This is a genomic window from Aeromonas sp. 600724, assembly GCF_049175135.1.
In the GTDB taxonomy this organism is placed as follows: Bacteria; Pseudomonadota; Gammaproteobacteria; order Enterobacterales; family Aeromonadaceae; genus Aeromonas; species Aeromonas veronii_A.
Map to the genome: position 1 here is coordinate 33,603 of NZ_JAAKUM010000004.1, position 23,398 is coordinate 57,000.

General features: G+C 61.7%; 21 protein-coding genes and 1 riboswitch. Of the genes, 7 read left to right on the plus strand and 14 right to left on the minus strand.

Annotation, left to right across the window (positions count from 1 at the left end; translation table 11 throughout):
- Window positions 1–66: 66 nt before the first annotated feature.
- The 9 genes from thiH to G5168_RS04915 form a co-directional block, all read right to left on the minus strand.
- On the minus strand, window positions 67–1,293 hold the full coding sequence (thiH, locus tag G5168_RS04875; RefSeq protein WP_421251977.1) for a 2-iminoacetate synthase ThiH: 1,227 nt from the start codon (window positions 1,291–1,293) through the stop codon (window positions 67–69).
- Between the two features lie 17 nt (window positions 1,294–1,310).
- Entirely contained in the window at window positions 1,311–2,078 is a 768-nt protein-coding gene (locus G5168_RS04880; protein WP_042081355.1) for a thiazole synthase, read from the minus strand.
- Window positions 2,079–2,163: 85 nt separating this feature from the next.
- The gene (gene thiS / locus G5168_RS04885) at window positions 2,164–2,370 is read right to left on the minus strand and encodes a sulfur carrier protein ThiS (protein WP_167573687.1); all 207 of its coding nucleotides are present in this window, start codon (window positions 2,368–2,370) and stop codon (window positions 2,164–2,166) included.
- A complete protein-coding gene (locus G5168_RS04890; protein ID WP_421251906.1) occupies window positions 2,367–3,161 on the minus strand; it encodes a HesA/MoeB/ThiF family protein in 795 nt (264 codons plus the stop codon). Before G5168_RS04890 ends, thiS begins: the two co-directional genes overlap by 4 nt.
- On the minus strand, window positions 3,151–4,758 hold the full coding sequence (gene thiE, locus G5168_RS04895; protein WP_421251907.1) for a thiamine phosphate synthase: 1,608 nt from the start codon (window positions 4,756–4,758) through the stop codon (window positions 3,151–3,153). The genes G5168_RS04890 and thiE overlap by 11 nt, the downstream gene beginning before the upstream one ends.
- A complete protein-coding gene (gene thiC, locus G5168_RS04900; protein ID WP_421251908.1) occupies window positions 4,755–6,746 on the minus strand; it encodes a phosphomethylpyrimidine synthase ThiC in 1,992 nt (663 codons plus the stop codon). Before thiC ends, thiE begins: the two co-directional genes overlap by 4 nt.
- Before the next feature lie 280 nt (window positions 6,747–7,026).
- Window positions 7,027–7,139: riboswitch (TPP riboswitch) on the minus strand.
- A gap of 271 nt (window positions 7,140–7,410) precedes the next feature.
- Window positions 7,411–8,874, minus strand: a complete 1,464-nt coding sequence (gene aerA, locus G5168_RS04905; RefSeq protein WP_421251978.1) for an aerolysin AerA — start codon at window positions 8,872–8,874, stop codon at window positions 7,411–7,413.
- A 260-nt stretch (window positions 8,875–9,134) separates the two neighbouring features.
- Complete coding sequence (locus G5168_RS04910; protein ID WP_216952776.1) at window positions 9,135–9,620, minus strand: hypothetical protein; 486 nt, start codon at window positions 9,618–9,620, stop codon at window positions 9,135–9,137.
- 86 nt (window positions 9,621–9,706) lie between these two features.
- Window positions 9,707–10,129 carry a hypothetical protein gene (locus G5168_RS04915; protein ID WP_216952775.1) on the minus strand — a complete coding sequence of 141 codons (423 nt, stop codon included), beginning with the start codon at window positions 10,127–10,129 and terminating at the stop codon, window positions 9,707–9,709.
- Between the two features lie 88 nt (window positions 10,130–10,217).
- Here G5168_RS04915 and G5168_RS04920 point away from each other — a divergent pair, with 88 nt between their 5' ends.
- The gene (locus tag G5168_RS04920; RefSeq protein ID WP_019446511.1) at window positions 10,218–10,886 is read left to right on the plus strand and encodes a response regulator transcription factor; all 669 of its coding nucleotides are present in this window, start codon (window positions 10,218–10,220) and stop codon (window positions 10,884–10,886) included.
- On the plus strand, window positions 10,883–12,127 hold the full coding sequence (locus tag G5168_RS04925) for a sensor histidine kinase (RefSeq protein ID WP_216952774.1): 1,245 nt from the start codon (window positions 10,883–10,885) through the stop codon (window positions 12,125–12,127). Before G5168_RS04920 ends, G5168_RS04925 begins: the two co-directional genes overlap by 4 nt.
- Before the next feature lie 95 nt (window positions 12,128–12,222).
- Here the strand turns inward: G5168_RS04925 and rimK are convergent, their stop codons facing one another.
- Both rimK and metH read right to left on the minus strand, forming a co-directional pair.
- Window positions 12,223–13,119: a 30S ribosomal protein S6--L-glutamate ligase gene (rimK, locus tag G5168_RS04930; protein ID WP_005340088.1), complete on the minus strand. Its 897-nt coding sequence runs from the start codon at window positions 13,117–13,119 to the stop codon at window positions 12,223–12,225.
- A 231-nt stretch (window positions 13,120–13,350) separates the two neighbouring features.
- Window positions 13,351–17,046, minus strand: coding sequence for a methionine synthase (metH, locus tag G5168_RS04935; protein ID WP_216954503.1), 3,696 nt, complete (start codon window positions 17,044–17,046; stop codon window positions 13,351–13,353).
- Window positions 17,047–17,262: 216 nt separating this feature from the next.
- On the opposite strand from metH, the gene G5168_RS04940 reads away from it, so the two are divergent.
- Complete coding sequence (locus G5168_RS04940) at window positions 17,263–18,540, plus strand: cation:proton antiporter (RefSeq protein ID WP_019446508.1); 1,278 nt, start codon at window positions 17,263–17,265, stop codon at window positions 18,538–18,540.
- A gap of 506 nt (window positions 18,541–19,046) precedes the next feature.
- On the plus strand, window positions 19,047–19,223 hold the full coding sequence (locus G5168_RS04945; RefSeq protein ID WP_421251909.1) for a hypothetical protein: 177 nt from the start codon (window positions 19,047–19,049) through the stop codon (window positions 19,221–19,223).
- 153 nt (window positions 19,224–19,376) lie between these two features.
- On the opposite strand, the gene G5168_RS04950 is transcribed toward G5168_RS04945, so the two are convergent.
- Window positions 19,377–19,874, minus strand: a complete 498-nt coding sequence (locus tag G5168_RS04950; RefSeq protein ID WP_227341506.1) for a GNAT family N-acetyltransferase — start codon at window positions 19,872–19,874, stop codon at window positions 19,377–19,379.
- A 130-nt stretch (window positions 19,875–20,004) separates the two neighbouring features.
- Complete coding sequence (locus G5168_RS04955) at window positions 20,005–20,826, minus strand: HDOD domain-containing protein (RefSeq protein WP_201937502.1); 822 nt, start codon at window positions 20,824–20,826, stop codon at window positions 20,005–20,007.
- Between the two features lie 169 nt (window positions 20,827–20,995).
- Between G5168_RS04955 and G5168_RS04960 the strand changes: the two genes are divergently transcribed.
- Window positions 20,996–21,262 (plus strand): hypothetical protein, encoded by a 267-nt coding sequence (locus G5168_RS04960; RefSeq protein WP_106844155.1) that lies wholly within the window; start codon window positions 20,996–20,998, stop codon window positions 21,260–21,262.
- A gap of 72 nt (window positions 21,263–21,334) precedes the next feature.
- Here G5168_RS04960 and G5168_RS04965 read toward each other — a convergent pair whose 3' ends face one another.
- Entirely contained in the window at window positions 21,335–21,610 is a 276-nt protein-coding gene (locus G5168_RS04965; RefSeq protein WP_321537281.1) for an HAD family acid phosphatase, read from the minus strand.
- Window positions 21,611–21,784: 174 nt separating this feature from the next.
- On the opposite strand from G5168_RS04965, the gene G5168_RS04970 reads away from it, so the two are divergent.
- Together G5168_RS04970 and G5168_RS04975 are read left to right on the plus strand one after the other, a co-directional pair.
- Window positions 21,785–23,005, plus strand: coding sequence for a PAS domain-containing protein (locus G5168_RS04970; protein WP_421251910.1), 1,221 nt, complete (start codon window positions 21,785–21,787; stop codon window positions 23,003–23,005).
- Between the two features lie 15 nt (window positions 23,006–23,020).
- Window positions 23,021–23,392: an anti-anti-sigma factor gene (locus G5168_RS04975; RefSeq protein ID WP_216954502.1), complete on the plus strand. Its 372-nt coding sequence runs from the start codon at window positions 23,021–23,023 to the stop codon at window positions 23,390–23,392.
- The last annotated feature ends 6 nt before the right edge of the window (window positions 23,393–23,398 follow it).

Consider the following 23,398-nt stretch of genomic DNA (forward strand, 5'->3'; position numbering starts at 1 on the left):
AGCAGTGGAGGGGATCTGCCCCTCAGATCTGCTTGCCGCTGTCTGTTACCACAGCTGTAAACGTCGTTAGCGACCCAAGAAGGGTTCCCAGTCCTTGAACACCGGCTGCAACCCCGCCTGCCGCACAGCGGCGGCCACTTCCCCCACCGGGCGGTCGTCGTGGATGGCGAACTGCTCCAGCTCCTCCGCATCCCCCTCGGCATAGCCACCCGGCTGGGTGCGCGACTCGGCCGACATCTGGGTGATGCCAAGGCGCACCGCGCCGTTGCGAAAGGTGGCAGACTCGCGGGTCGAGAGCGACAAATCCAGCGTGGGCGAGAAAAGACGCCAGGCGCAGATAAGCTGGGCCAGCTGGCGATCCGACATGATGACGGCAGGCTCCAGCCCACCGGTGCAGGGGCGTAGGCGCGGGAAGGAGAGCGAGTAGCGGCTCTGCCAGTGGTGGCGCTCAAGCCAGCTCAGATGCTCGGCGACAAAGTAGCTGTCGGCGCGCCAGTCCGAGGAGAGACCGATGAGCGCCCCCAGCCCGATTTTGTCGATACCGGCGCGGCCCAACCGATCCGGCGTGGCGAGGCGCCATGCGATGTCCCGCTTGTTGCCACGCAGATGGTGGCGGGCGTAGGTGGGGGCGTGGTAGGTCTCCTGATAGACCATAACGGCGTCGAGGCCGAGGCTCTTCAGCTCGGCATAGTCGGCCTGCGAGAGGGGCTGCACCTCCATCCCTACCGTGCTGAAGTGGCTGCGGATGATGGGCATCACCTCGCGAAAATAGGCGAGCCCCACCTTGTGCTCGTGCTCGCCGGTCACCAGCAGCACGCTGTCAAAACCGCGCGCCTTGATGGCCAGACACTCGCGCTCAATCTCCTCTGCATTCAGGGTCTTGCGCTTGAGGCGGTTGCTCATGGAAAAGCCGCAGTAGGTGCAGTCGTTGGCGCAGAGGTTCGACAGATAGAGCGGCACATAGAAGCCGATGGTGTTGCCAAAGCGCTGGCGGGTCAGCCGCTCGGCCTCGGCAGCCATCTGCGGTAAAAACGCCTCGGCGGCTGGGGAGATCAGCGCCATAAAATCGGCCAAGGTACGGCGGGGTGAACCCAGCGCCGGCTCTACATCGGCGGCGGTCTTGGCGCGGATCTGCATGCCGATATCGTCCCACTCCAGCTCCTGCCAACGGTCGAGAAAGGTTGGCTCCTTAGCCCTCACCCCCAGCCCCTCTCCCTTATTTTGTGAAGAGCCGAGAGGGGGGCTATCACTCGGGCGCACCTGAGGTTGTGCAAAAGGCTCGAAGTCACTCATCGCGCCAGCTTCATGACTCATAACGCCCCCAGAAAATCGGTAAGCGGGCTGGAGGCTTGGGCCTGCAGGGCGCGGGCGCCAAGGCCAGCTTCATAAGCGCTGCGACCGGCGGTGCAGGCCAGCGCAAAGGCGCGGCCCATGGCGACCGGGTCGCCGCTCACCGCAATGGCGGTGTTGACCAGCACGGCGTCGGCACCCAGCTCAAAGGCGGCGGCGGCGTGGCTCGGCGCACCGATCCCCGCATCCACCACCACAGGCACATTGGCCTGCTCGACGATGATGGAGAGAAACTCCCGGGTTACCAGCCCCTGATTCGAACCAATCGGCGCGCCGAGCGGCATCACGGCGGCGCAGCCCACCTCTTCCAGCCGCTTGCAGAGCACGGGGTCGGCGCCGCAGTAGGGCAGCACCACAAAGCCCTCTTTCACCAGCTGCTCGGCGGCTTTCAGTGTCTCGATGGGATCGGGCAACAGATAGCGCGGATCGGGGTGGATCTCCAGCTTCAACCAGTTCGTCCCCAGCGCCTCGCGAGCGAGGTGGGCGGCAAACACCGCCTCGGCGGCAGTCTTGGCGCCGGAGGTGTTGGGCAAGAGCTTGACCCCGAGTTGCAGCAAGGGGCTCAGGATATCGTCGTGGGCCTTGCCCGGTTCGAGCCGCTTGATGGCCATGGTGACCAGTTGGGAGCCGCTCGCCTCGATGGCGGCGGCCATCAGTTCCGGGCGGGCAAACTTGCCGGTGCCGGTAAAGAGGCGCGATGAGAAGGTGTGATCGGCAATCTTGAGCATGTCAGCCTCCTGCCACTGCGATAAGAAGAGATGAGGTTCCACCGCAAGGCAGAGCACGCGAAGATGGGACTGTGAGCATCATGGGTCAGCCTCCCGCAATGGCGGTGAAGAGGTGAATTTCATCCCCGTCATTAAGACGGGTCTCGGCCCAGCGGCCACGGGGCAGCACGGCGCCGTTAAGGGCCACCGCCACCCCTTGGGGATTAACCCCCTGTGCAGCCAGCAGGTCGGCCACGCTCTGCCCTGCCGCCAGCGGTTGGGCTTTATCGTTGAGTCGGATGGTGAGGGTCATGGGGTGATCTCCTTATCGTGTGTCGGGCATCGGCGCTGTCCGCAGACCGGGCAATCGGGATCGGGAGCCAGAGTGAGGGTCTGCCACTGATGGGTCAAAGCATCGAAGCGGCGCAATGTGCCAGCGACCGGGCTCGGCATCCCGAGCAGCAGTTTCAATGCCTCTAGCGCCTGCAAAGAGCCCATCACTCCGACCAGCGGGCCGGTGACGCCGCTGGTCTCGCAGCTCTGGGCGAGCTTGGTATCCAGCGGATAGAGGCAGGCGTAGCAGGCGTGATCGCTGCTGGTGCGCGCCATCAGCTGCCCCTGCCAGCCCACCGCGGCGGCGGAGAGCCAGGGCTTGCCCTGAGCCACGCAGGCGACGTTGATGGCCTGGCGGGTGGCGAGGTTGTCACAGCAGTCGATCACCAGATCAACCTCGGCCACAAACTCCGGCAGGCTGGCGGCATCGAGCCGCTGGTTGATGGCAATCAGCTCCACCAGCGGGTTGTGGGCGGCCAAGCGCTCGCGGGCCAGCTCCGCCTTGGAGTGGTTGACCGCCTCACTATCGAACAGGATCTGGCGCGGCAAGTTGCTGGAATCGACCGTGTCGCCATCGGCCAGCCATAAGGTACCCACCCCGGCCCCGGCCAGATAGAGGGCGAGCGGCGAGCCGAGCCCGCCGAGGCCGACGATCAGCACCGATTTCTCCTTGAGCCGCGCCTGACCGGCCTCCCCCACTTCCGCCAGCATCAGCTGGCGACCGTATCGCAAATACTCTTTGTCACTAAGAGAAGCGGCATCAGAGCGCATGTTCAGCCTCCCGTATCACGGTGGCCGAGCGTGGCTCATCCCCCGCCCCCACGGCAGCAAGCAGCCGCTCGGTCGCCCCCTGCCAGTCATCGCTGGCGGTAATGGCCGAGACCAGCGCAATGCTGCCGACCCCGCTTGCCTTGACCGCCGCCACCCGCTCCTCGCTGATGCCGCCGATGGCCACCGTCGGCCAGTCGCACATCAGAGCGCGGTAGCGATGCAGCCGCACCAGCCCCTGCGGGCGGGAAGGCATCGCCTTGGTGTTGGTGGGGAAGATATGGCCGAGCGCCATATAGGAGGGGGCCAGCTCGCGGGCCCGCATCAGCTCGAAGTAGCCGTGGGTGGAGATGCCAAGGCGCAGCCCGGCCGCCTGAATGGCGGCGAGATCGGCGGTCTCCATATCCTCCTGCCCCAGATGCACGCCCCAGGCGCCCGCCTCGATGGCCTGCTGCCAGTAGTCGTTGATAAAGAGTCGCGCCCCATGGCGGCGACCAAGCTCAACCGCATCGCGAATGGCCGGTGCTACCTGAGCGGCGGGCAGATCCTTGATCCGCAGCTGGATGGTCTTGACCCCCTGCCCCAGCAGGCGGCGCAGCCACTTGACCGAATCGACCACCGGATAGAGGCCGAGGTTGTGTTCGGTCGGCGCGAAGGGGCCCTGCGGCAGGCGGGCACTGCTTGTCTGATAAAGTCCGAAGCGGCGATCGAGGGTTGAGCCCGCCAATCCGGCGCGAGGGAAGTGGGCAAGATCGGCGGGCCAACCGAGATGGGCGATGGGGCCGGGGCCTGCCCCAACTCCTTGCGCCGCCGCCAGCCCCTGTTGCAGGTAGGCTCGCGCCAGGGTGATGGCGTCCTCTACCGGATAATCCTGCGCCACCACGGCGGCGATGGCGCTGGCGTAGCAGCAACCTGTGCCGTGGCCGTGGCGGGTATTCAGGCGCGGCGCCGCCAGCCAGAATTCGCGGGTCTCATCCTGGTAGTAGTCGAGGCAGAGATCGCCGCTCCACTCCAGATGGCCGCCCTTGACCAGCACGGCGCGGGCACCGAGTTCGCGCAGACGGCGGGCGGCGAGGCGCACCAGATCGGGGCTGCTGACCGGCAAGCCGGTCAGGGCCTCCAGCTCGGGGCCGTTGGGGGTGATGAGCGAGAGGCGCGGCAACAGCTGCTCGCGCACCGCCGCCAGCATATTGGGCTCCGCCATCGGGGTGCCGGTGCTGGCGATGGCCACCGGGTCGTAGACCACGAAGGGGGCCTCGATGGCCGCCAACCGGCGGGCCAGCACCTCCACATGCAGCCGGGTCGGCAGCAGACCGATCTTGATGGCGGCGGGCGGCAGATCGACACCGAGGGCGTCGATCTGGGCGGTGAAGGTCTGCATCAGCACGGGGTCAACCATCTTCACCGCCACCGAGTTCTGGGCGGTGATGGCAGAGATGACCGAGCAGCCGTGCACACCGAGGTCGTGCAATGTGTGCAAGTCGGCCTGAATGCCGGCACCGCCGCCGGAGTCTGAACCGGCGATGGTCCAGACAACTGGGCGGGAGTCCGTCACAGGCAGCAGATCGGCGGGGCTGACAGCCCCGCTTGCGCTGCTCACGCCTCCTCCCCTGCGGCCTGTTTCAGCGCCGCCGCCTGATGATAGATCTCGCCACCGGTCTCCTTGAAGGTTTCCGCCATGCGGGCCATGCCGCTCTCCACCTGAGCCACCACCTGCTCCTGCTGGCCATCCATGCCGACCAGCTTGATCTCAACGGCCTCCAGCTTCGCCGCGTAGTCGCGCACGTCCTGAGTGATCTTCATGGAGCAGAACTTGGGCCCGCACATGGAGCAGAAGTGAGCCACCTTGCCGGACTCCTGCGGCAGGGTCTCGTCGTGGTAGGCACGGGCAGTGTCAGGGTCGAGGGCAAGATTGAACTGATCCTCCCAGCGGAACTCGAAACGCGCCTTGGACATGGCGTTGTCGCGGATCTGGGCCCCAGGGTGACCCTTGGCAAGGTCGGCGGCGTGGGCGGCGATCTTGTAGGTAATCAGCCCCTGCTTCACGTCCTCCTTGTTGGGCAGGCCCAGATGCTCCTTGGGAGTGACGTAGCAGAGCATGGCGCAGCCGTACCAGCCGATCAGTGCGGCACCGATGCCGGAGGTGAAGTGATCGTAACCCGGAGCAATGTCGGTGGTGAGCGGGCCCAGCGTATAGAACGGCGCCTCGTGGCAGTGCTCCAGCTGCTCGGTCATGTTGCGCTCGATCATGTGCATCGGCACATGGCCCGGCCCCTCGATCATCACCTGCACGTCGTACTCCCACGCAATTTTGGTCAGCTCGCCAAGAGTGCGCAGCTCGGCGAACTGGGCCTCGTCGTTGGCGTCATAGACGGAGCCCGGACGCAGACCGTCGCCCAGCGACAACGCCACATCATAGGCGGCGCAGATCTCGCAGATTTCGCGGAAGTGCTGATAGAGGAAGTTCTCCTTGTGGTGGGAGAGGCACCACTTGGCCATGATGCTGCCACCGCGCGACACGATGCCGGTGAGGCGCTTGGCGGTCATCGGCACGAAGCGCAGCAGGACGCCAGCGTGGATGGTGAAGTAGTCCACCCCCTGCTCGGCCTGCTCCAGCAGGGTGTCGCGGAACAGCTCCCAGGTGAGGTCTTCGGCGATGCCGTTGGTCTTCTCCAGCGCCTGATAGATGGGCACTGTACCGATGGGCACCGGGCTGTTGCGCAGGATCCACTCGCGGGTTTCGTGGATGTAGCGGCCGGTGGAGAGATCCATGACGGTGTCGGCGCCCCAGCGGGTCGACCAGACCAGCTTCTCCACCTCCTCTTCGATGCTGGAGGTGACCGCCGAGTTGCCGATGTTGGCGTTGATCTTCACCAGAAAATTGCGGCCGATGATCATCGGCTCCGCTTCCGGGTGGTTGATGTTGCTGGGGATGATGGCGCGACCGGCGGCCACCTCATCACGGACAAATTCGGGGGTGATATTTTCCGGCAGGCGGGCACCGAAATCGCGGCCCGGATGTTGGGTGCGCAACAGTTCGGAGCGCACCCGCTCGCGCCCCATGTTCTCGCGAATGGCGATGAATTCCATCTCGGGAGTGACGATGCCGGCGCGGGCGTAGTGGAGCTGGGTGACCCGGCGACCCGGCTTGGCGCGGCGCGGCTTTGGCAAGTGCTCGAAGCGCAGATGATCCAGCCCCTCGTCGGCCAGACGCTCCTGAGTGAAGGTGGAACTGAGCCCCGGCAGTTCGTCGGTATCATCCCGCTCCAGCACCCAGTTCTCCCGCAGGCGCGGCAGACCGCGGCGCACATCGATGGCGACCCCCTCCTCCCCGTAACGGCCCGAGGTGTCGTAGACCGGCACCGGTTCGTTGGGCTCGAACCGGGGGTCTTCTTTGGTGCCGCCGACGAAGGTGTCGGCCAGCTGGATCTCCCGCAGGGGGACACGGATATCGGCGCGGGAGCCTTCGATAAAGATGCGGCGGGAGTTGGGGTGAGCCATCCCCTTGAGGCTGTCGATAAAGGCCTGAGCGCTGGAGCGCTGCTCGCGGCGGCTGGATTTGGTGGTATCAGATACAGAAGTAGACATAGCAAAACTCACATTAACTGGTTGAAGTTATGGGTGTTTGCTTGTCTGGAGTTCGAGGAGAAGATGAACTTGCGGCGGGGTGTTTATCTCGGGAGGGAGTCCGTGCGGAATAGATCTCCGCGCTGCTGTACTGCCCCTTCCCGCTCTCTGCATGCAGTGGGCAAGGCGCCCCACGTGCTGGACAACCGGACGGGACAGACTCCCTCCTGTGCGCCCTGACCCATCAAGGGTGAGCCCTTTGATGAGCGGAAGAGGCTTGTTCCTCCTCCGGCGCGGTAACCCGCAAGTTACCCTTGTTCCCTTCGCAGGTTTTAACCTGATCAGGTTCCACGGATCCCGAATTAACGGTCTCAGCTTCGCGTCGTTCGACGGTCAGCACTCCGACAAGATGGCGCCAGTATAAGGGGGAAAATCTAAAGCACAAGCCGTTAACAATCTGGCCAACACCACTCTTGCAACAAATGAGTGAACAATACCTCGCTCACGGGACCACCCCAAACAGAGGTCAAACCTGCGTTGGCATCAACTTGGCACGCCATAGCTTCCTGTTGTGATCATTCAGGGACAAGAGGAGAAAAAGAGGGAAAATCGAGGGGCGCAGGGCAAGTGCATCGTCTTGCGCAGAACAGAAACAGGCCCCTGTGAAAGGGGCCTGTGAGGGAGGTTATTGAACCGGCACTATGGTCAGGGATACGTTGCCAAACCCTTCGTTGGCAAGGGCCTCGCTGTCCAGATCCACACCGGTCAGAGCCACACCTTCAGCAGAGGCGTTACGCAACTGGGCAGAGGCCGCTGAACGGGTCTGGGGCTGACCGATTTCGATATCGCCAGCAAACTGGCTCTCGGCATAGAAGTCACCGGTCACCGCCGAACGGATCGGGCGCAGCACACGACCCAGGTTATTCTGCATGGTCGACAAACCATACTCGCTGATGGTCCAGTTCCAGTCCCACCACTTCACTTCACCCGGGATATAACGCTTGTCCCACTGGTAGCGGATGCTGCTCGCCTTGTCGCGGAACGGGCCGACGGCAAAAGTGTGCTCCCAGGTGGGGCGATTCTCAGGATGGGTATACCAGGCATTGCCGCCCCAACGCAGGAAGCCCTTCATGGTCAGGTCATAATTGACCTCGGCCTTAAACTCGTAGGGGTAGGAGATGTTGGACTTGTAGAGGGCAACCCGCACCGGCAGGCTGGAGTGAGGCGGCACCGTGGGGCGCGCTTCAACCGAGACGGTCTCGGTCGTTGAGCCCCCTTTCTGGGAAGCCCAGCTCTGGCTCGCAGCGATCTCGATGGCCAGTTCGGTTTCCCCCACCAACGGCCACTGAAACTTGTTCTTGGTGGTCACCTTCTCGCTCAGGCTGTAGGTGTCGGTCTTCGACCAGTTGGTGGCCTTGTCGTACTTCAGGGTCACCACCACCTGCTGGGGCAGGTCGGTGTAGTTGGTCGCATTGGCCGTGATGGTCTTGACCAGCTGCTTGCCGCTCTCGGTGACCTGACCATGGCTGAAGGAGTCGGGTTCCAGGGTATATGAGAAGTTGCTTACCTTGATGGAGCTCTTCTCCCCGCAACGATATCCGGAGCAACCGCCGTCATTATTTCCCTTTATCAACCAGCCATCGCCAACCCGGGTAACATCCATATCTTCCCCGACATAGGGGCTATGATTTCCACCCACCCAGGCGTATCCCAAATAATGGGCGAGATAACTGACCGGCTTGATAAAATAATCATTGTCGTGGACAAGACGCCATTGTACATCGACCTCATCACCCGCCGGAATATTCCAGACAGAGAGTGTTGGTATTTCTCCGGAAACCGGTGAGTTGGGATAACACCAGGTTTCTCCGGCAGTGCCCTGTTTGATTTCGCCATTATATCCAGGCCCCATAATCACCCAGCGATCCGCCAGCCCGGTGATCTGCCACTGCCCCATGCGGCTGACCAGATTACCCTTGATACTCATGGCTTCATCGCGGGTCAGAGGACGGTAACCACTGGCACAGACGCCCGTGCCAAGACCCGCCCACTTGACCTGATCAGGGTAGACAGGTTCAGCCGCCTGCACCTGAGCGAGCATCAATGAAGACGCCAAAAACGCCAGATTGGCGGTAATTATTCTATTCATCATTTATCCCTCTTTCAGACATGCGATAATTGTTATTGTGTAGAAATATCCTTTTTCATTTGACAGGGATGAACTCCGACAAAACCTGACACAAATAAAATAAACCACCAAAAAACATCCATGACAAACAAAATAATGGCGGTATAAGAAAATAATTAGAGTGATGACTTTATTGAGGAATAAATCATAAATATTGTGACAGGCATTATTTAGTGCCTGCCACAATATGGTGAAACCATATTAAATAAGAAGATGCTGAATTACTCTTCCGGATTGACCACTTCAATTCCCTGCAATATTCCATCCGCCGAACGGATCAATACCAGCTCGCTCCCGGCATGCAGATCGGCGGCCGAGCCGTTGACCCAGCGCACCTGCGGATTGAGTCGCACAGTGCCCAGGGTGGCCAGCGTGAGCTGCCGGTCATCGAAGGATTGCAGGCGATCTTGCGCCCGCAGCCAGGGCTGATTGGCCAGCGGGGCTCTGGCGGCCAGCAGCTCAATCCGGGTGGCAACGCCATCGGCGACCAGCAGAGCGAGCTGGTCGCCGGGTTTGAGTGGCTGCGGCCAAATCTCCCCCTGCCGCCAGATGGCGGCACTGCCCTGCTCCACCTCGGCCCCCTGAAATTGCAGGCGGATGCCATCGCTGTGCTCCAGCTCCACCAGCCATAATTCGTCGGCTCCCGCCTGCGCCGCCCAGAGCGGCACACCCAGCATCCATGCACACCACTTTCTCGATTGTTCCATCTTCGTTCGTCCCTGAACAAAAAGCCCATGCTGGACAAGCATGGGCTTCATTCGGGAGCATTTCTAATCGGAACGCAGAGATCGGATCAGTCATCCTCGCGGCAGCGGCTCAGGCGCATGCCGTCAAACTTGCACTCCAGCTCCAGCCAGCGCCCTTCAAACGGCACCAGACTGTTGTCCGAGGTGGTGTAGCCCCAGATCCGCTCCCCTTCGACCGGCCCCTCCAGATCCATCTCGTCCTTGTCATCTTCGTCGAGGGCTTCGACCTTGCGCACATAGCGCACGCCGTTCTCCACCACCCCCTTCATCTCGACCCAGGTACCGCCGAGATCATCCTCGTTGAGCCAATCCTTGAAGCGGGTCTGGTCGTCGATCACGAACGGCATGCCGTTGACCATCAACTGGCCAAGCTGCCAGGTGGTGCGGCCGGTCAGTTTGAATTCGGTCGCCTGTGCGGTGCCAAGTGGCAACAAGATCAACAGCAGGAGGGCGCAGAGAGACTTCTTCATCAGGGATCCTCGGGGTTACACTGGCAAACAGGATGCCGAATCCGGTGTGAAAAGAGCGTGAAACGCTCACCAACCAGGAGAGCAAAGCATGAAGATTTTGGTAGTGGAAGACAATCCTCAGGTGGCGGAAACCATCATGGATTATCTGGAGCTGGCCGGTCACCGCCTCGATTGTGCCTATCACGGTCAGGCGGCGCTGCAACTGCTGGAGGAGCAGCGTTTCGACGTCATCATCATGGATGTGATGATGCCGCGCCTCGATGGCCTCAGCACAGTGGCGCGCCTGCGCGAGCAGGGGATTGCCACTCCCGTGCTGTTTCTCACCGCCCGCGACAGCCTGGAAGACAAGCTGGCGGGCTTCAAGGCGGGAGGGGATGACTATCTGGTCAAGCCCTTCGCCATGGAGGAGCTGGAGGTGCGACTGCAAGCTCTGAGCCTGCGTGGCCCGCGCGGCGATGTGGGGGCCATCAGCTTTGGCGATCTGACGGTCGATGTCGCCAGCGGCCGCGCCACCCGCGCCGGTGAGCCCCTCAAGCTCGGCAAGATCCCGTTCCAAATCCTCGCCCTGCTGGCCCGCCGCGCCCCCGCCATCGTCAGCCGTCAGGAGGTACTCGACACCGTCTGGGGGGATGAGGAGCCCGACTCCGATGCCCTGCGCAGCCATATCTACGCCCTGCGCAACGCGCTCGACAAACCCTTCCCCACTCCCATGCTGGAGACCCTGCACGGTCAGGGCTATCGACTGGTGAGCGCATGAGCCTGCCGAGCCTGCGCCGCCGCCTGATCATGGCGCTCGGCGGCGCCGGGGTGGTGCTGCTGATCCTGCTCTCCGGCTTGATGCTGGTGGCCGAGGACAAGATGGAGGAGCTGAGCCTGCGCCACTGGCTGGAAGCCGAAGTGACCCGCTACAGCGATGACTGGCTGCGACTCGGCCCGGCTGCGGCTGCCCCGAGCCCCAGACAGTTCTCCAGCTACTGGACCGAGGCGGGCCGCCTGCCGAAGTGGCTGAAGCCCTACCAGACCCCCGGCTTTTTCGAGCACCAACTGGGCAAAGAGGACAAACACTTTCTGGTGGCCCGTCACCCCTCCGGCGAGGGACTGCTCTATCTGGTCTTCAACGACGACGCCGACGACTACCTCGACCCCTACGAAGACAAGCTGCATCTGGCCACCCGACTGATCGGGCTGGCGCTGCTGCTCGCCTGCCTCGGCTTCGGCATCTGGCTGGTGCGCCATATCACGGGGCCGCTGCAACGGCTGCAACAGAGGGTCGCCCACCTCACCCCGGATCAGGCGGATTTCGAACCCGACGCCCCCTGGCAGGAGCTGCGGGATATCGAGCTGGCGCTGCTGGCCGGCAAGCAGGAGGTGAGCGCAGTGTTCGCCCGCGAGCAGGAGTTCAGCCGCTTCGCCAGCCACGAGCTGCGCACCCCCAACATGGTGATCCAGGGCTCGGCGGCCCTGCTCGGCAAGGTGACGGACTTGCCCGCACCGGCCGCCCGCGCCACCATCCGCATCCGCGCCGCCGCCGACGAGATGGCGCTGCTCACCGAGACCTTCCTGCTGCTGGGCCGCAAGGAGGCAGTGGAGCGACCGCTGCAACAGGTCACCCCGCTGATCCGTCAGGAGCTGGCCCGCCTCGCTCCGCTGTTGCAGCGGGAGGCCCTCGATATCCGGCTTAATCTGGACGAGAGCAGCGAAGTCAACGCCCCCCTCTCCCTGCTCGCCATCGCCCTCGGCAACCTGCTGAAAAATGCCCTGAGCTATGCCGAGGGACATATCGACATCGAGCTGTGTGGCCCGGTGCTCACCATCAGCAACCCGACGGCGGCGGCGCCGGATCAGATCCTCGGCTACGGCTGTGGCCTCACCATCATTCAGCGCATCTGCGAGAAGCTGGGCTGGCAGATCGATACCCGGCTGAAGGACGGAATTTTCAGCGCCCGGCTGGCGATGATCGCCGCCGGAGAGTTCCCTCTCCCTTTGGGAGAGGGTTAGGGTGAGGGCGCAGTGGCACCGCCAACCCACCAGCCAGATAGCAACAAGGCGCCCGAGGGCGCCCTGTTTCTATCTGACGGATGCAAGCCCGCGGCTCACTCCGCCGGTTTGTTCTTGCGGCTCGCCTTGAGTTCGAGGAACTCGATGATCTTGCCGGCCACATCCTTGCCCGAGGCGGCTTCCACCCCTTGCAGGCCGGGGGAAGAGTTGACCTCCAGCACCAGCGGGCCACGGGCGCTGCGCAGGATATCCACCCCCGCCACATCCAGTCCCATGATCTTGGCGGCCTGCACCGCGGTGGCGCGCTCTTCCGGGGTGATCTTGATCGCCTCGGCGGTGCCGCCACGGTGCAGGTTGGAGCGAAACTCCCCCGGCTGGGCTTGGCGGCGCATGGCGGCAACCACCTTGCCGTTGACCACCAGACAGCGGATATCGGCGCCATTGGCCTCGCGGATATACTCCTGCACCAGAATGTTGTTGTTGGTCTGGATAAAGGCCTCGATCACGCTCTCGGCGGCTTTCTGGGTCTCGCACAGCACCACGCCAATCCCCTGGGTTCCCTCCAGCAGCTTCACCACCAGCGGCGCCCCGCCCACCATGGTGATGAGGTCGGGCACGTCGTGGGTGCTGTGGGCATAGCCGGTGATGGGCAGGCCGATGCCATGGCGGGAGAGCAGTTGCATCGCCCGCAGCTTGTCGCGGGAACGACTGATAGCCACCGAGCTGTTGAGGGCCATGGTGTTCATCATCTCGAACTGGCGCAGCACGGCGGTGCCGTAGGCGGTAATGCTGGCCCCGATCCGCGGGATCACGGCGTCATAACTTCCCAGCTCCCCACCCTCGTAGTGAATGGAGGGGTTGTGGGAAGCGATATTCATATAGCAGCGCAGGGTGTCGAGCACCTCTACCTGATGACCGCGCGCCTGCGCCACCTCGACCAGACGGCGGGTGGAGTAGTTTTTCGGCTCACGGGATAAAATGGCGATCTTCATGACAATTCCGCTAGAAGGCTGTGCCTGGGCAGGATGGGGCGGGAGAGTATAAGGCGCCACAGCGCCAAGACAACGCCAATTGTTTATCCTGACAACAAGACAAACCACACCAAACCGCACGCTACCACATCACTGTGACCAACAGGTTAAACGGCGGCTCTGCGCAGGTTGTTCAACCCGTGCAAGGATGCCGCCGTTTCTCGTTAAAGATCAACCGATGTCACGCGGGAGTCAGTTCAGGTTTGGCCCCAACCAGCGCTCGGCCTCGGCCAGCGTCATACCCTTGCGGGCGGCGTAATCTTCCACCTGATCGTGCTGGATCTGCGCCACCGCGAAGTATTTGCTCTCGGGGTGGGAGAAGTACCAGCCCGATACCGCCGCCCCCGGCCACATGGCGTAGGATTCGGTGAGCTGCATGCCGATGGCCTGCTCCACCTCCAGCAGCTCCCAGATGCTCCCCTTCTCGGTGTGCTCCGGGCAGGCCGGATAACCGGGGGCCGGGCGGATACCCTGATAGTTCTCGCGGATCAACTCCTCGTTGCTGAGGGCCTCGTCGGGAGCATAACCCCAATGTACCTTGCGCACCTGCTCGTGCAGATACTCGGCAAAGGCTTCGGCGAGACGGTCGCACACCGCCTGAATGAGGATGGCGTTGTAGTCATCGTGCTGCGCCTTGTAGGCCTTGGCGATGGCCTCCTCACCGATGCCACCGGTCACCGCGAAGGCGCCGATCCAGTCCGGTTTGCCGCTCTCTTTCGGCGCCACATAGTCCGCCAGACAGTAGTTGGGGAAGCCCTGCTTCTCGCTCTGCTGGCGCAGGTGGTGCAGCACCTTGATGACCTCGGTGCGGGACTCGTCGCTGTAGACCTCGATGCTGTCCCCTACCGCGTTGGCCGGGAACAGGCCGACCACCCCGGCGCAGCGCACGCTCTGATCCTTTTCCAGTTGATCCAGCATGGCGTTGGCGTCGGCAAACAGCTTGGTCGCCTCCTCGCCAATGATCTCGTCCTCGAGGATGCGCGGGAATTTGCCCGCCAGCTCCCAGCTGAGGAAGAACGGCGTCCAGTCGATGTAGGGGCGCAACACCGAAATGGCCACATCTTCGAACTTCTGCACCCCGAGCTCGTGGGGCTTCGGCGGCTGGTAGCCAACCCAGTCCAGCTGGTGCCGGTTGGCGCGGGCATGGGCCAGACTGACCGGGCGGGAGCGCGGCTGCTTGCGGGCATGCTGATCCCGGGCGATCTCGTACTCCTTGTCGATGCGGGCGACAAACGCCTCCTTCAGATCCGGGCTGAGCAGGCTCTGGGCCACCCCCACCGCGCGGGAGGCGTTGGAGACATAGACCACAGGCTCCGAGTAGTTCTGCTCGATCTTCACCGCAGTGTGGGCCTTGGAGGTGGTGGCACCGCCGATCAGCAGCGGCAGCTTGAAGCCCTGACGCTCCATCTCTTTGGCCACGTGCACCATCTCGTCCAGGGACGGGGTGATGAGACCCGACAACCCGATGATATCGGCGCCGACCTCACGCGCAGTCTTGAGAATGGTCTCGCAGGAGACCATTACCCCGAGGTCGACAATCTCGAAGTTGTTGCACTGCAGCACCACCCCGACGATGTTCTTGCCGATGTCGTGCACATCACCCTTGACGGTGGCCAGCACGATTTTGCCATTGCTGGAGCCGCCCGATTTTTCCGCCTCGATATAGGGCTGCAGATAGGCCACCGCCCGCTTCATCACCCGGGCCGATTTCACCACCTGCGGCAGAAACATCTTGCCCGCGCCGAACAGGTCGCCGACCACGTTCATACCATCCATCAGCGGCCCTTCGATGACGTGCAGCGGCTTCTCCGCGCCAGCGCGCGCCTCTTCGGTATCCTCTTCGATAAAGTCGGTGATCCCCTTGACCAGTGCGTGCTCCAGCCGTTTGCCCACCGGCCAGCTGCGCCACTCCTGATCCCGCGGATCCTCCGCCTGGGCACCGGCACCGCGATACTTCTCGGCGATGGCCAGCAGCTCTTCGGTGGCGTTGTCATTGAGGTTGAGCACCACCGCCTCGACCTTCTCTTTCAGCTCCGCCGGAATGTCTTCATAGATGGCGAGCTGGCCGGCGTTGACGATCCCCATGTCCATACCGTTCCTGATGGCGTGGTAGAGGAAGACGGCGTGAATGGCTTCGCGCACCGGCTCGTTGCCGCGAAACGAAAACGAGACGTTGGAGACGCCGCCGGAGATCATGGCGTGGGGCAGGTGTGTCTTGATGTCCTTCACCGCCTCGATGAAGTCCACCGCGTAGTTGTTGTGCTCATCGATGCCGGTCGCCACCGCGAAGATATTGGGGTCGAAGATGATGTCTTCCGGCGGGAAACCGACCTGATCCACCAGGATCCGGTAGGCGCGCTGACAGATCTCGAACTTGCGGGCGCGGGTGTCGGCCTGACCCACCTCATCGAACGCCATCACGATGACGGCGGCGCCGTAGCGACGCAGCAATCTGGCCTGCTGGATAAACTTCTCCTCCCCCTCTTTCATGGAGATGGAGTTGACCACCGGCTTGCCCTGCACGCACTTGAGGCCCGCTTCCAGCACCTCCCACTTGGAGGAGTCGATCATCACAGGCACCCTGGCGATATCCGGCTCACCGGCGATGAGGTTCAGGAAGCGCACCATGGCCGCTTCGGCGTCCAGCATCCCCTCGTCCATGTTGATATCGATGATCTGGGCGCCGTTCTCCACCTGCTGCTTGGCAACGTCGAGCGCCTCGTCGTAGAGCCCCTCCTTGATCAGCCGCTTGAACTTGGCCGAACCGGTGACGTTGGTGCGCTCCCCTACGTTCACGAACATGGATTCAGGGGTAATGATCAGCGGCTCGAGGCCCGACAGGCGGCAGGCTACCGGCAGCTCGGGCAGCACGCGCGGCTTGATGCCCGCCACGGCGTCGGCCATGGCACGAATATGGGTCGGGGTGGTGCCGCAGCAACCGCCGACCATGTTGAGGAAGCCGCTTTGGGCCCACTCGCGGATATGCTCCGCCATCTCGACGGCATCGAGGTCGTACTCGCCGAACGCATTGGGCAGACCGGCGTTGGGGTGGGCGCTGACGCAGGATTCGCTGATGCGCGACAGCTCCTCCACATACTGGCGAAGCTCATCGGGCCCAAGCGCACAGTTGAGGCCGAACGAGACCGGTTTGACGTGGCGCAACGAGTGATAGAAGGCTTCGGTGGTCTGGCCGGAGAGGGTACGACCGGAGGCGTCAGTAATGGTGCCGGAGATCATCACCGGCAGGCTGAAGCCCAGCGCCTCGAACACCCCTTCCACCGCGAAGGCGGCGGCCTTGGCGTTGAGGGTATCGAAGATGGTCTCGATCAGAATGATGTCGGCGCCGCCCTCGATCAGCGCGTGGGTCGATTCGGTGTAGGCGGCCACCAGCTGGTCATAGGTGACGTTGCGCTTGCCGGGATCGTTCACATCCGGCGAGATGGAGGCGGTGCGGTTGGTGGGGCCCAACACCCCTGCTACGAAGCGCGGCTTGGCGGGATCTTTTGCCGTCCACTCGTCGGCCACGGCGCGGGCCAGACGGGCGGCTTCACGGTTGATCTCGGCGGAAAACTCTTCCATCTCGTAATCGGCCATGGCGATGCGAGTGGCGTTGAAGGTGTTGGTCTCGAGAATGTCGGCCCCGGCAGCGCAATACTGCTCGTGGATCTCGCGGATCACCGCCGGACGGGTCAGCACCAGCAGATCGTTGTTGCCCTTGATGTCGGTATGCCAGTCGGCAAACCGCTCACCCCGATAATCCGCCTCCCCCAGCTTGTAGCCCTGGATCATGGTGCCCATGGCCCCGTCGATGATCAGGATCCGCTCCCTGAGGCAGGCTTCCAGCTTCTTTGTTACGTCCGACTGCTTGCTCGGCTCTCTGCTCGACATTACGTTCGACACCGCGTGTTCCTCTTACATCCATGCAACTGCGTAAACAGCATCCTAACAGCAAACAAATAAAATGGAAATCTAGCCGTCTATCAGTCCAAATGCGCCACCATATACTCATTTATGGGTAATGAGTAACATAGGGCCCGAGAGTAACCTATGCCCGTCCTGCATAGGGATACGTGCTTGCTGTCTACCAACGAGAAAAAAATAACTATGAGCGTCTACTACACACTCTGTTTTCTGGCAGCGTTGGCGATTTTTATCGCCTTTGCCAACCAGTATGTTGTGAAGATCCAGACCACCATCGCCATTACTGCGGGCTCCATGCTGATCTCCGCACTGCTGGTGCTGTTTGGCAAACTGGGCTGGTTCAACCTGGAACCTCTTGCCGTCAAGACCATGGAGAGCATCGACTTCCAGAACTTCCTGCTGAAGGGGATTCTGGGCTTCCTGCTGTTCGCCGGGGGCCTTGGCATCAACCTCAAGGCGCTGCGTAGCCAGAAGTGGGAGATCACCATTCTGGCCATCATTGCCACCCTGCTCTCCACCTTCCTCATCGGCTACGGCTTCTGGTTTATCGCCAAGCTGCTGGGCTGGGAGTTGCCGCTGGTCTACTGCATGCTGTTCGGCGCGCTGATCTCCCCCACTGACCCGATTGCCGTACTGGCCATCGTCAAGAAGATGAAGGCGCCACCCCAGATCGCCATCCAGATCGAAGGGGAATCCCTGTTCAACGATGGTGTTGGCCTCGTCATCTTCGCTACCGTGTTTGCCGTCGCCTTTGGTGGTGTCGAGCCCACCTTCGGTAGCGTGGCCGGTCTGTTCCTGCACGAGGCCCTAGGCGGCATTCTGTTCGGCGCCGTGCTGGGCCTTATCGCCCACGTGATGATCAGCGCCACCGATGACGGTTCATTGGAGCTGCTGCTGACCCTCTGCATCCCGACCGCCGGTTTTGCCTTTGCCAACATGATCGGCGTCTCCGGCGCACTGGCCATGGTGGTCACCGGCATCATGATCGGCAACTGGACCCGTCACTCCGGCTTCTCCGAGCAGAGCAGCCATCACTTGGATCACTTCTGGGAGTTGATGGACCAGTTCCTCAACGCCCTGCTGTTCCTGCTGATCGGTCTGGCGCTGGTACTGCTGGATCTCGCCTGGCGTGACTGGATCCTGCTGGTCATTGCGGTGCCGCTCTGCCTGGGTGCCCGCTTTATCAGCGTGTCGCTGCCCTATGTGGCTTTCCGCCGATTCCGCAATTACAACACCTTCTCGGTGCGGATCCTCACCTGGGGTGGCCTGCGCGGTGGTCTGGCCATGGCGATGGCACTGGCACTCCCCTCCGGCGTCATGATGATCCCGGAACATGGCGTCGACCTGCGGGAGGTCATCCTTGTGATGACCTACTCGGTGGTGATGTTCTCCATCGTGGTGCAAGGCATGACCATCACCCCGATGATCACGGCTGCCAAAAAGGCCTGTGGCGACTACTGAGTCGGCCCACTGTGCTGATTGCAGAATGAGAGAGGGCTCCCGTCGGGAGCCCTCTTTTTATGGCGGATAGTTGCGAATATTTGCTGCTGATAGCGCCTTGATTACACAGAGGAAAAGCGTACTGACTTCAACATCGGCAAATTATTGTTTGCTTTTTATTCATTTCGAGGAGAGAATGCTCGTCGGCTAGTTAATCAGCCCTGTTTATGTTTACCCTGCAATGCTTCACCTCACGATGAATCCTGCCAGTACCCGCATAACCTTCTTCTGATTTACTCGCCTTGAGAACCGTCAGGCTGTCTGCCTGCGTTGCCCGGCTCTCACGGTGCAGACCCGATCTGCCCACCCAATTTGATTTATGCATCAGCATATTCCTTGAAAGTGCAGACGCCCTTTAACCGGGCTGGGTATTCCTGCGCGCTTGTCGTTCACCCAATCGACCGCGCCCATTGACCTGACATTTGCCAATACAAGGAGCAAACACCTAATTTATATAGAGAAATACCATGATGAAAGCAGTACAAACACACAAGCCCCTGCGTCGTAGCAAGCCCATCAACCTGCCTGTGCAAGAGCACGACAATGATGTGTTTCTGATCCAGTTCAGCACCCGCTTCAGCGGCGGTTTCGCCATCTCCTGTGATGGTATCGCTGGCGAGTTCTCCATCGAAGACCTCAACTGATCCTGCCTGCCCTCCGGCAGCGCCCGATGCAGACAGGCCGCAACTCACGGCGGCCTCTTTGCTTCTCTCACGCCTTTCGCCAGACCCGGGCTCTTGCTTGTCACTCAACCTGACAGCTACCTCGCCATTCGCTTTTCAGCTCTCTGACCTTGATCACTGCTCCAGCAGCAGGCACTCATCGGCATCTTCGCTCAATTTGACCAGTCGACTGCGCACCAGCCCCAGCTTGGCCAGCAGGCCGATGGATCGCTCGTTACCCGGAGTGACGATGGCAACTACCTGCCCGATCCCCAATCGGCTTTTGCCATCGGCAAGAGCGGCCTGCGCCGCTTCAATGGCGTAGCCCTGACCGCGATATTGCGGCAGGAAGGCGTAACCGATATCGACCTGCTCCAGGGTATCGCGCTTGATCAGACCGCATATACCGAGGCTGGCACCGTCCTCTTTGCGCTCCACCAGATAGAGGCCATGACCATGACGGGCATAGCTGACTGCCGGCCCCTGCTGGATATACTCCTGCGCCTGTTCGAGGGTGCGAATGCCCCGATCACCGATGTAGCGATAGAAGTCACCGTCATTGAGCAGCTCAAGGATGAAGGGGGCGTCGGTGGCGATCATTTCGCGCAGGATCAGGCGGGAGGAGGCAATCATGGCAAGGGCTCTCAAACGGAAAGTGAAGGGCAAAGAGTGCCCCGTCACTCCCGGGCTGGCAAGCCTGTGGCACCATCACTCATACAAAAGGGGCCGCAGTGCGACCCCTGACGAGATGGGAGAAACGGGCTCAGGCGGCCAGCAGTCCGGCATAGCCGTTGCCCTGCTCGCGCAGCGCAGTGAACTGGGCAGCGCAATCGGCCCAGCTCAGCCCCAACGCATCTGCCACCTTGTGGGGCCACTCAGGGGGCGCCTCTTCCCCCACATCGGACTGGGCCGCCAGCACAATGGCCAGATGGATCAACCCGGCCTCGGCGGAAAATACCTTGGCCAGCATGGGATTGTAGTGATACTCCACCGCATTGCTGATGGTATCGGGAAACTTCCAGTAACGAGCCATGGCCGCCCCGACCTGGGCATAGTTGAAGCCGACCACCAGCTCTTCTGCCTTGGCCCGCCCCTTGTGCAGCTCCAGATCGTGAATGTGGTGGACAGTGTTTTCAGGCAGCCCCACGTGCATCACCAGCCGGCCAAGATCGTGCAGCAGAGCGCAGGTAAAAACCTCATCTCCCTTCATCCCTTTCTTCACCGCCAGACGGCGGGCCAGTTCAGCCACGTTGAAGACGCAGCCCCAGAAATGTTTGAGATCAATGCCGGGCACGGCCTTGACCGATTCGGTGAGCCCGCAGGCCAGCACCATGTTGCGCACCATCGCCAGTCCAAGCCGCACCGCGGCTTCATTGACGGTGCCGATCTGACGACTGCTGCCGAATTTGGCCGAGTTGGCCAGCCGCAGCAACTTGGCGGAGATGACAGGGTCCTTGTTGATCAACTTGCTGATCTTCAGCAGATCCGGATCCTTTTCATTGAAGGTCTGGATCAAATCGCGCATCACTTCCGGGATCTGGGGCAGTAGCTTGGGCTCGGCCAGCAGGGAATCTATCGTGGGCATAGGCGTGTCCATCCATGTTATCTGTGTTCCAACCTGTTTGCCTTGGCAAACTCTTCCTAATTATGGGTAACAAATGGCCTCCCCATCGGATTGTTTATTCGCTGGCTGTTCAAGGTGTTAGTCCCATTCAGGCTATACTGGCCGCCACATTCACTGTTGCGGATATCCCATGAACGACACTCAGGAATTTTTTGATGAAGACGCGCTGCTGGAGATGGTGGAGAACCAGCTCAACGACGGTCACCCGCCCCATGTGAAGGCGACCCTGATGCGGCTGGTAATGAAGGGCACCCCGCGGGAAGAGGCGCTGCAATATATCGCCTGCGCCCTCGGGGCCGAGCTGATGGCGATGGAGGCCGATCAGGGCCCCTTCAATCTGGCCCGTTACGGCGAGTTCCTCGACAGCCTGCCCGAGATGCCGTGGGCAGACGACTGACCCGAGCTGGATAACGGATGCAAAAAGGGCGGGTGCCAATGGTCCCGCCCTTTTGCATGGATCCACTCCGGATCAGAACTGGGAGTTGATGATCACCTCTTCCCCCAGCGCCCCTGCCAACGGCAGTGGCCGATAGCTGGAGTTGGCGGCCCGCAGCAGCCGAATGCCGCGAATGCCGACCTCCTGCGCCGCCTTGATATCCCCATCGGCGTCGCCGTAGAAGAGCGTCATCTGCTTATCCTTGAGCCACTGCACCTTGGTGTTCTGGCCCGGCTGATCACCGGCGAAGATCACCGGATTGAGCTGGTCGGCCGGAATATTCATGGTCTGCTGCAGGATCTGGCTCACGGTCTCGGTCTTGGTGGCTAGCCCCCCATTTTATCCGCCCGGGATAAGCCTCCACCAACCAGGATATGACAAGCCTCTTTTGACCCTAGATATCGGCTGGAAGAGCCAGAGTGGGCTATAACTGCTTAACACCCGCTATTGATATCAAAATCAACGACTCTCTCTGGAGATGCCATGGACGCGCACACTTCCTCTTCCAATACCACAGGTTCGGCCCCTTCCACTCATCATGCCGGGATAGACACCCTCGATCAGGTGCTGGTACGGCTCGAACTCTCGCCAGAGGGGCAGATCCTTGATGCCAACCCGCGATTTCTGAGCCTCATGGGCTACACGCTGGATGAGCTCTCCGGCAAGCACTACAGCATGCTGCTCTCCCCGGACCAGGTGCAATCCGCCACACATGACACCTTTCAGGCCGCACTGCGCAGCGGCTCCTCGCAGGAGGACGAGCTTCACCTGCTGGACAAGCCGGGACGGGATGTCTGGATCCGTGGAGCCTGCAGCCCGGTTCTGGATGACAATGGACAACTATCTCGTATGACTCTGTACGCCATGGATCTGACCGGGCAGAAGCAGCTCACGGCCAGCTTCGAGGGCCAGCTCAATGCGCTGAGCCGGGTCATGGGCAAGGTCGAGTTTTCGCTGGAGGGCACCATACTGGATGCCAATCCACGCTTTCTCGACATAGTGGGTTACCAGCTGGAAGAGCTGAAAGGGCAACACCACAGGCTGCTGGTTGACCCAGACTACGCCCAGTCGGCGGATTACCTCGCCTTCTGGGACACGCTGCGCCGGGGCGAGTTTCTGGCTGGCGAATTCTGCCGCCTGAACAAGCAGGGACAGGAGGTATGGATCCAGGGCTCCTACAACCCCGTGCTGGATCTGAACGGCAAGCCCAGTAAAATCGTCAAGTTTGCCACCGACATCACGGCGCAGGTGGAGCAGCACCGCCAGCTCAAACAGGCGATGGTGGAAGCGGAAGAGGCCGCCAGAGTGCGCGAGGAGCTGCACAAGTCTCTGCAAGAGATGTCGACCCCTGTCACCCCTATCTGGGACGGGATCCTGCTGCTGCCACTGGTTGGGATCATCGACTCCATGCGCACTGCCGACGTGATGAACAAGTCGCTCACCAAGATTGCCGAAACCCGCGCCCGGGTCTTTGTGCTGGATATTGCCGGAGTCGCCACCGTGGACACTGGCGTCGCCAACCAGCTGATCAAGATCACCAAGGCGACCCAGTTTATGGGCTGTGAAGCCATCATCTCGGGAGTATCCCCCGCCATTGCCCGTTCCATGGTGGAGCTGGGGGTGTCGGTCGGTGACGTCCGTACCACGGCGACCCTGAGAGACGCCTTCGAAATAGCGCTCAAACGGGTTGGCTCAGCCCTCTAGGTCGCGGCAATGACCATGCAGCTCAACAACGATCTTGGCATCGCCGATATGGCCGACTGCATAGTAGTCAGCATGCGCCCCGATCTCGGAGACGACGGCATGCAGATGCTGATGCAGGCCCTCTCCCAGCGACTGGTACACGGGCGTCACCATGCAGTCTTGCTCGACTTCTCCGGCGTCATGCTACTGGATCACCATGAATTCAGACAGGTTTGCAAACTTGCCGAGGTGTGCCGTCTGTTGGGTGCCACCTGCCTGCTGGTAGGGCTCAATGCCGGGATCGCCGCATTTCTGGCGCTAGCCGAGGCACAGCCCGGGCCACTGCGCTGCTTCATCGACATGGACGACGCTTTTGCCCATGTCAGCCGCCTCCAGGGCGAGGAGTAAACCGCC

What these genes read in the sequence shown, in the direction of transcription:
- rimK (WP_005340088.1), bottom strand. Translation starts at nt 13,119, where the DNA reads ATGAAGATCGCCATTTTATCCCGTGAGCCGAAAAACTACTCCACCCGC.
- G5168_RS04890 (WP_421251906.1), bottom strand. Translation starts at nt 3,161, where the DNA reads ATGCGCTCTGATGCCGCTTCTCTTAGTGACAAAGAGTATTTGCGATAC.
- thiS (WP_167573687.1), bottom strand. Translation starts at nt 2,370, where the DNA reads ATGACCCTCACCATCCGACTCAACGATAAAGCCCAACCGCTGGCGGCA.
- G5168_RS04960 (WP_106844155.1), top strand. Translation starts at nt 20,996, where the DNA reads ATGAACGACACTCAGGAATTTTTTGATGAAGACGCGCTGCTGGAGATG.
- G5168_RS04940 (WP_019446508.1), top strand. Translation starts at nt 17,263, where the DNA reads ATGAGCGTCTACTACACACTCTGTTTTCTGGCAGCGTTGGCGATTTTT.
- G5168_RS04975 (WP_216954502.1), top strand. Translation starts at nt 23,021, where the DNA reads ATGCAGCTCAACAACGATCTTGGCATCGCCGATATGGCCGACTGCATA.
- G5168_RS04945 (WP_421251909.1), top strand. Translation starts at nt 19,047, where the DNA reads ATGATGAAAGCAGTACAAACACACAAGCCCCTGCGTCGTAGCAAGCCC.
- aerA (WP_421251978.1), bottom strand. Translation starts at nt 8,874, where the DNA reads ATGAATAGAATAATTACCGCCAATCTGGCGTTTTTGGCGTCTTCATTG.
- G5168_RS04955 (WP_201937502.1), bottom strand. Translation starts at nt 20,826, where the DNA reads ATGCCCACGATAGATTCCCTGCTGGCCGAGCCCAAGCTACTGCCCCAG.
- thiH (WP_421251977.1), bottom strand. Translation starts at nt 1,293, where the DNA reads ATGAGTGACTTCGAGCCTTTTGCACAACCTCAGGTGCGCCCGAGTGAT.
- G5168_RS04915 (WP_216952775.1), bottom strand. Translation starts at nt 10,129, where the DNA reads ATGAAGAAGTCTCTCTGCGCCCTCCTGCTGTTGATCTTGTTGCCACTT.
- G5168_RS04950 (WP_227341506.1), bottom strand. Translation starts at nt 19,874, where the DNA reads ATGATTGCCTCCTCCCGCCTGATCCTGCGCGAAATGATCGCCACCGAC.
- G5168_RS04910 (WP_216952776.1), bottom strand. Translation starts at nt 9,620, where the DNA reads ATGGAACAATCGAGAAAGTGGTGTGCATGGATGCTGGGTGTGCCGCTC.
- G5168_RS04925 (WP_216952774.1), top strand. Translation starts at nt 10,883, where the DNA reads ATGAGCCTGCCGAGCCTGCGCCGCCGCCTGATCATGGCGCTCGGCGGC.
- G5168_RS04920 (WP_019446511.1), top strand. Translation starts at nt 10,218, where the DNA reads ATGAAGATTTTGGTAGTGGAAGACAATCCTCAGGTGGCGGAAACCATC.
- G5168_RS04880 (WP_042081355.1), bottom strand. Translation starts at nt 2,078, where the DNA reads ATGCTCAAGATTGCCGATCACACCTTCTCATCGCGCCTCTTTACCGGC.
- G5168_RS04970 (WP_421251910.1), top strand. Translation starts at nt 21,785, where the DNA reads ATGGACGCGCACACTTCCTCTTCCAATACCACAGGTTCGGCCCCTTCC.
- metH (WP_216954503.1), bottom strand. Translation starts at nt 17,046, where the DNA reads ATGTCGAGCAGAGAGCCGAGCAAGCAGTCGGACGTAACAAAGAAGCTG.
- thiC (WP_421251908.1), bottom strand. Translation starts at nt 6,746, where the DNA reads ATGTCTACTTCTGTATCTGATACCACCAAATCCAGCCGCCGCGAGCAG.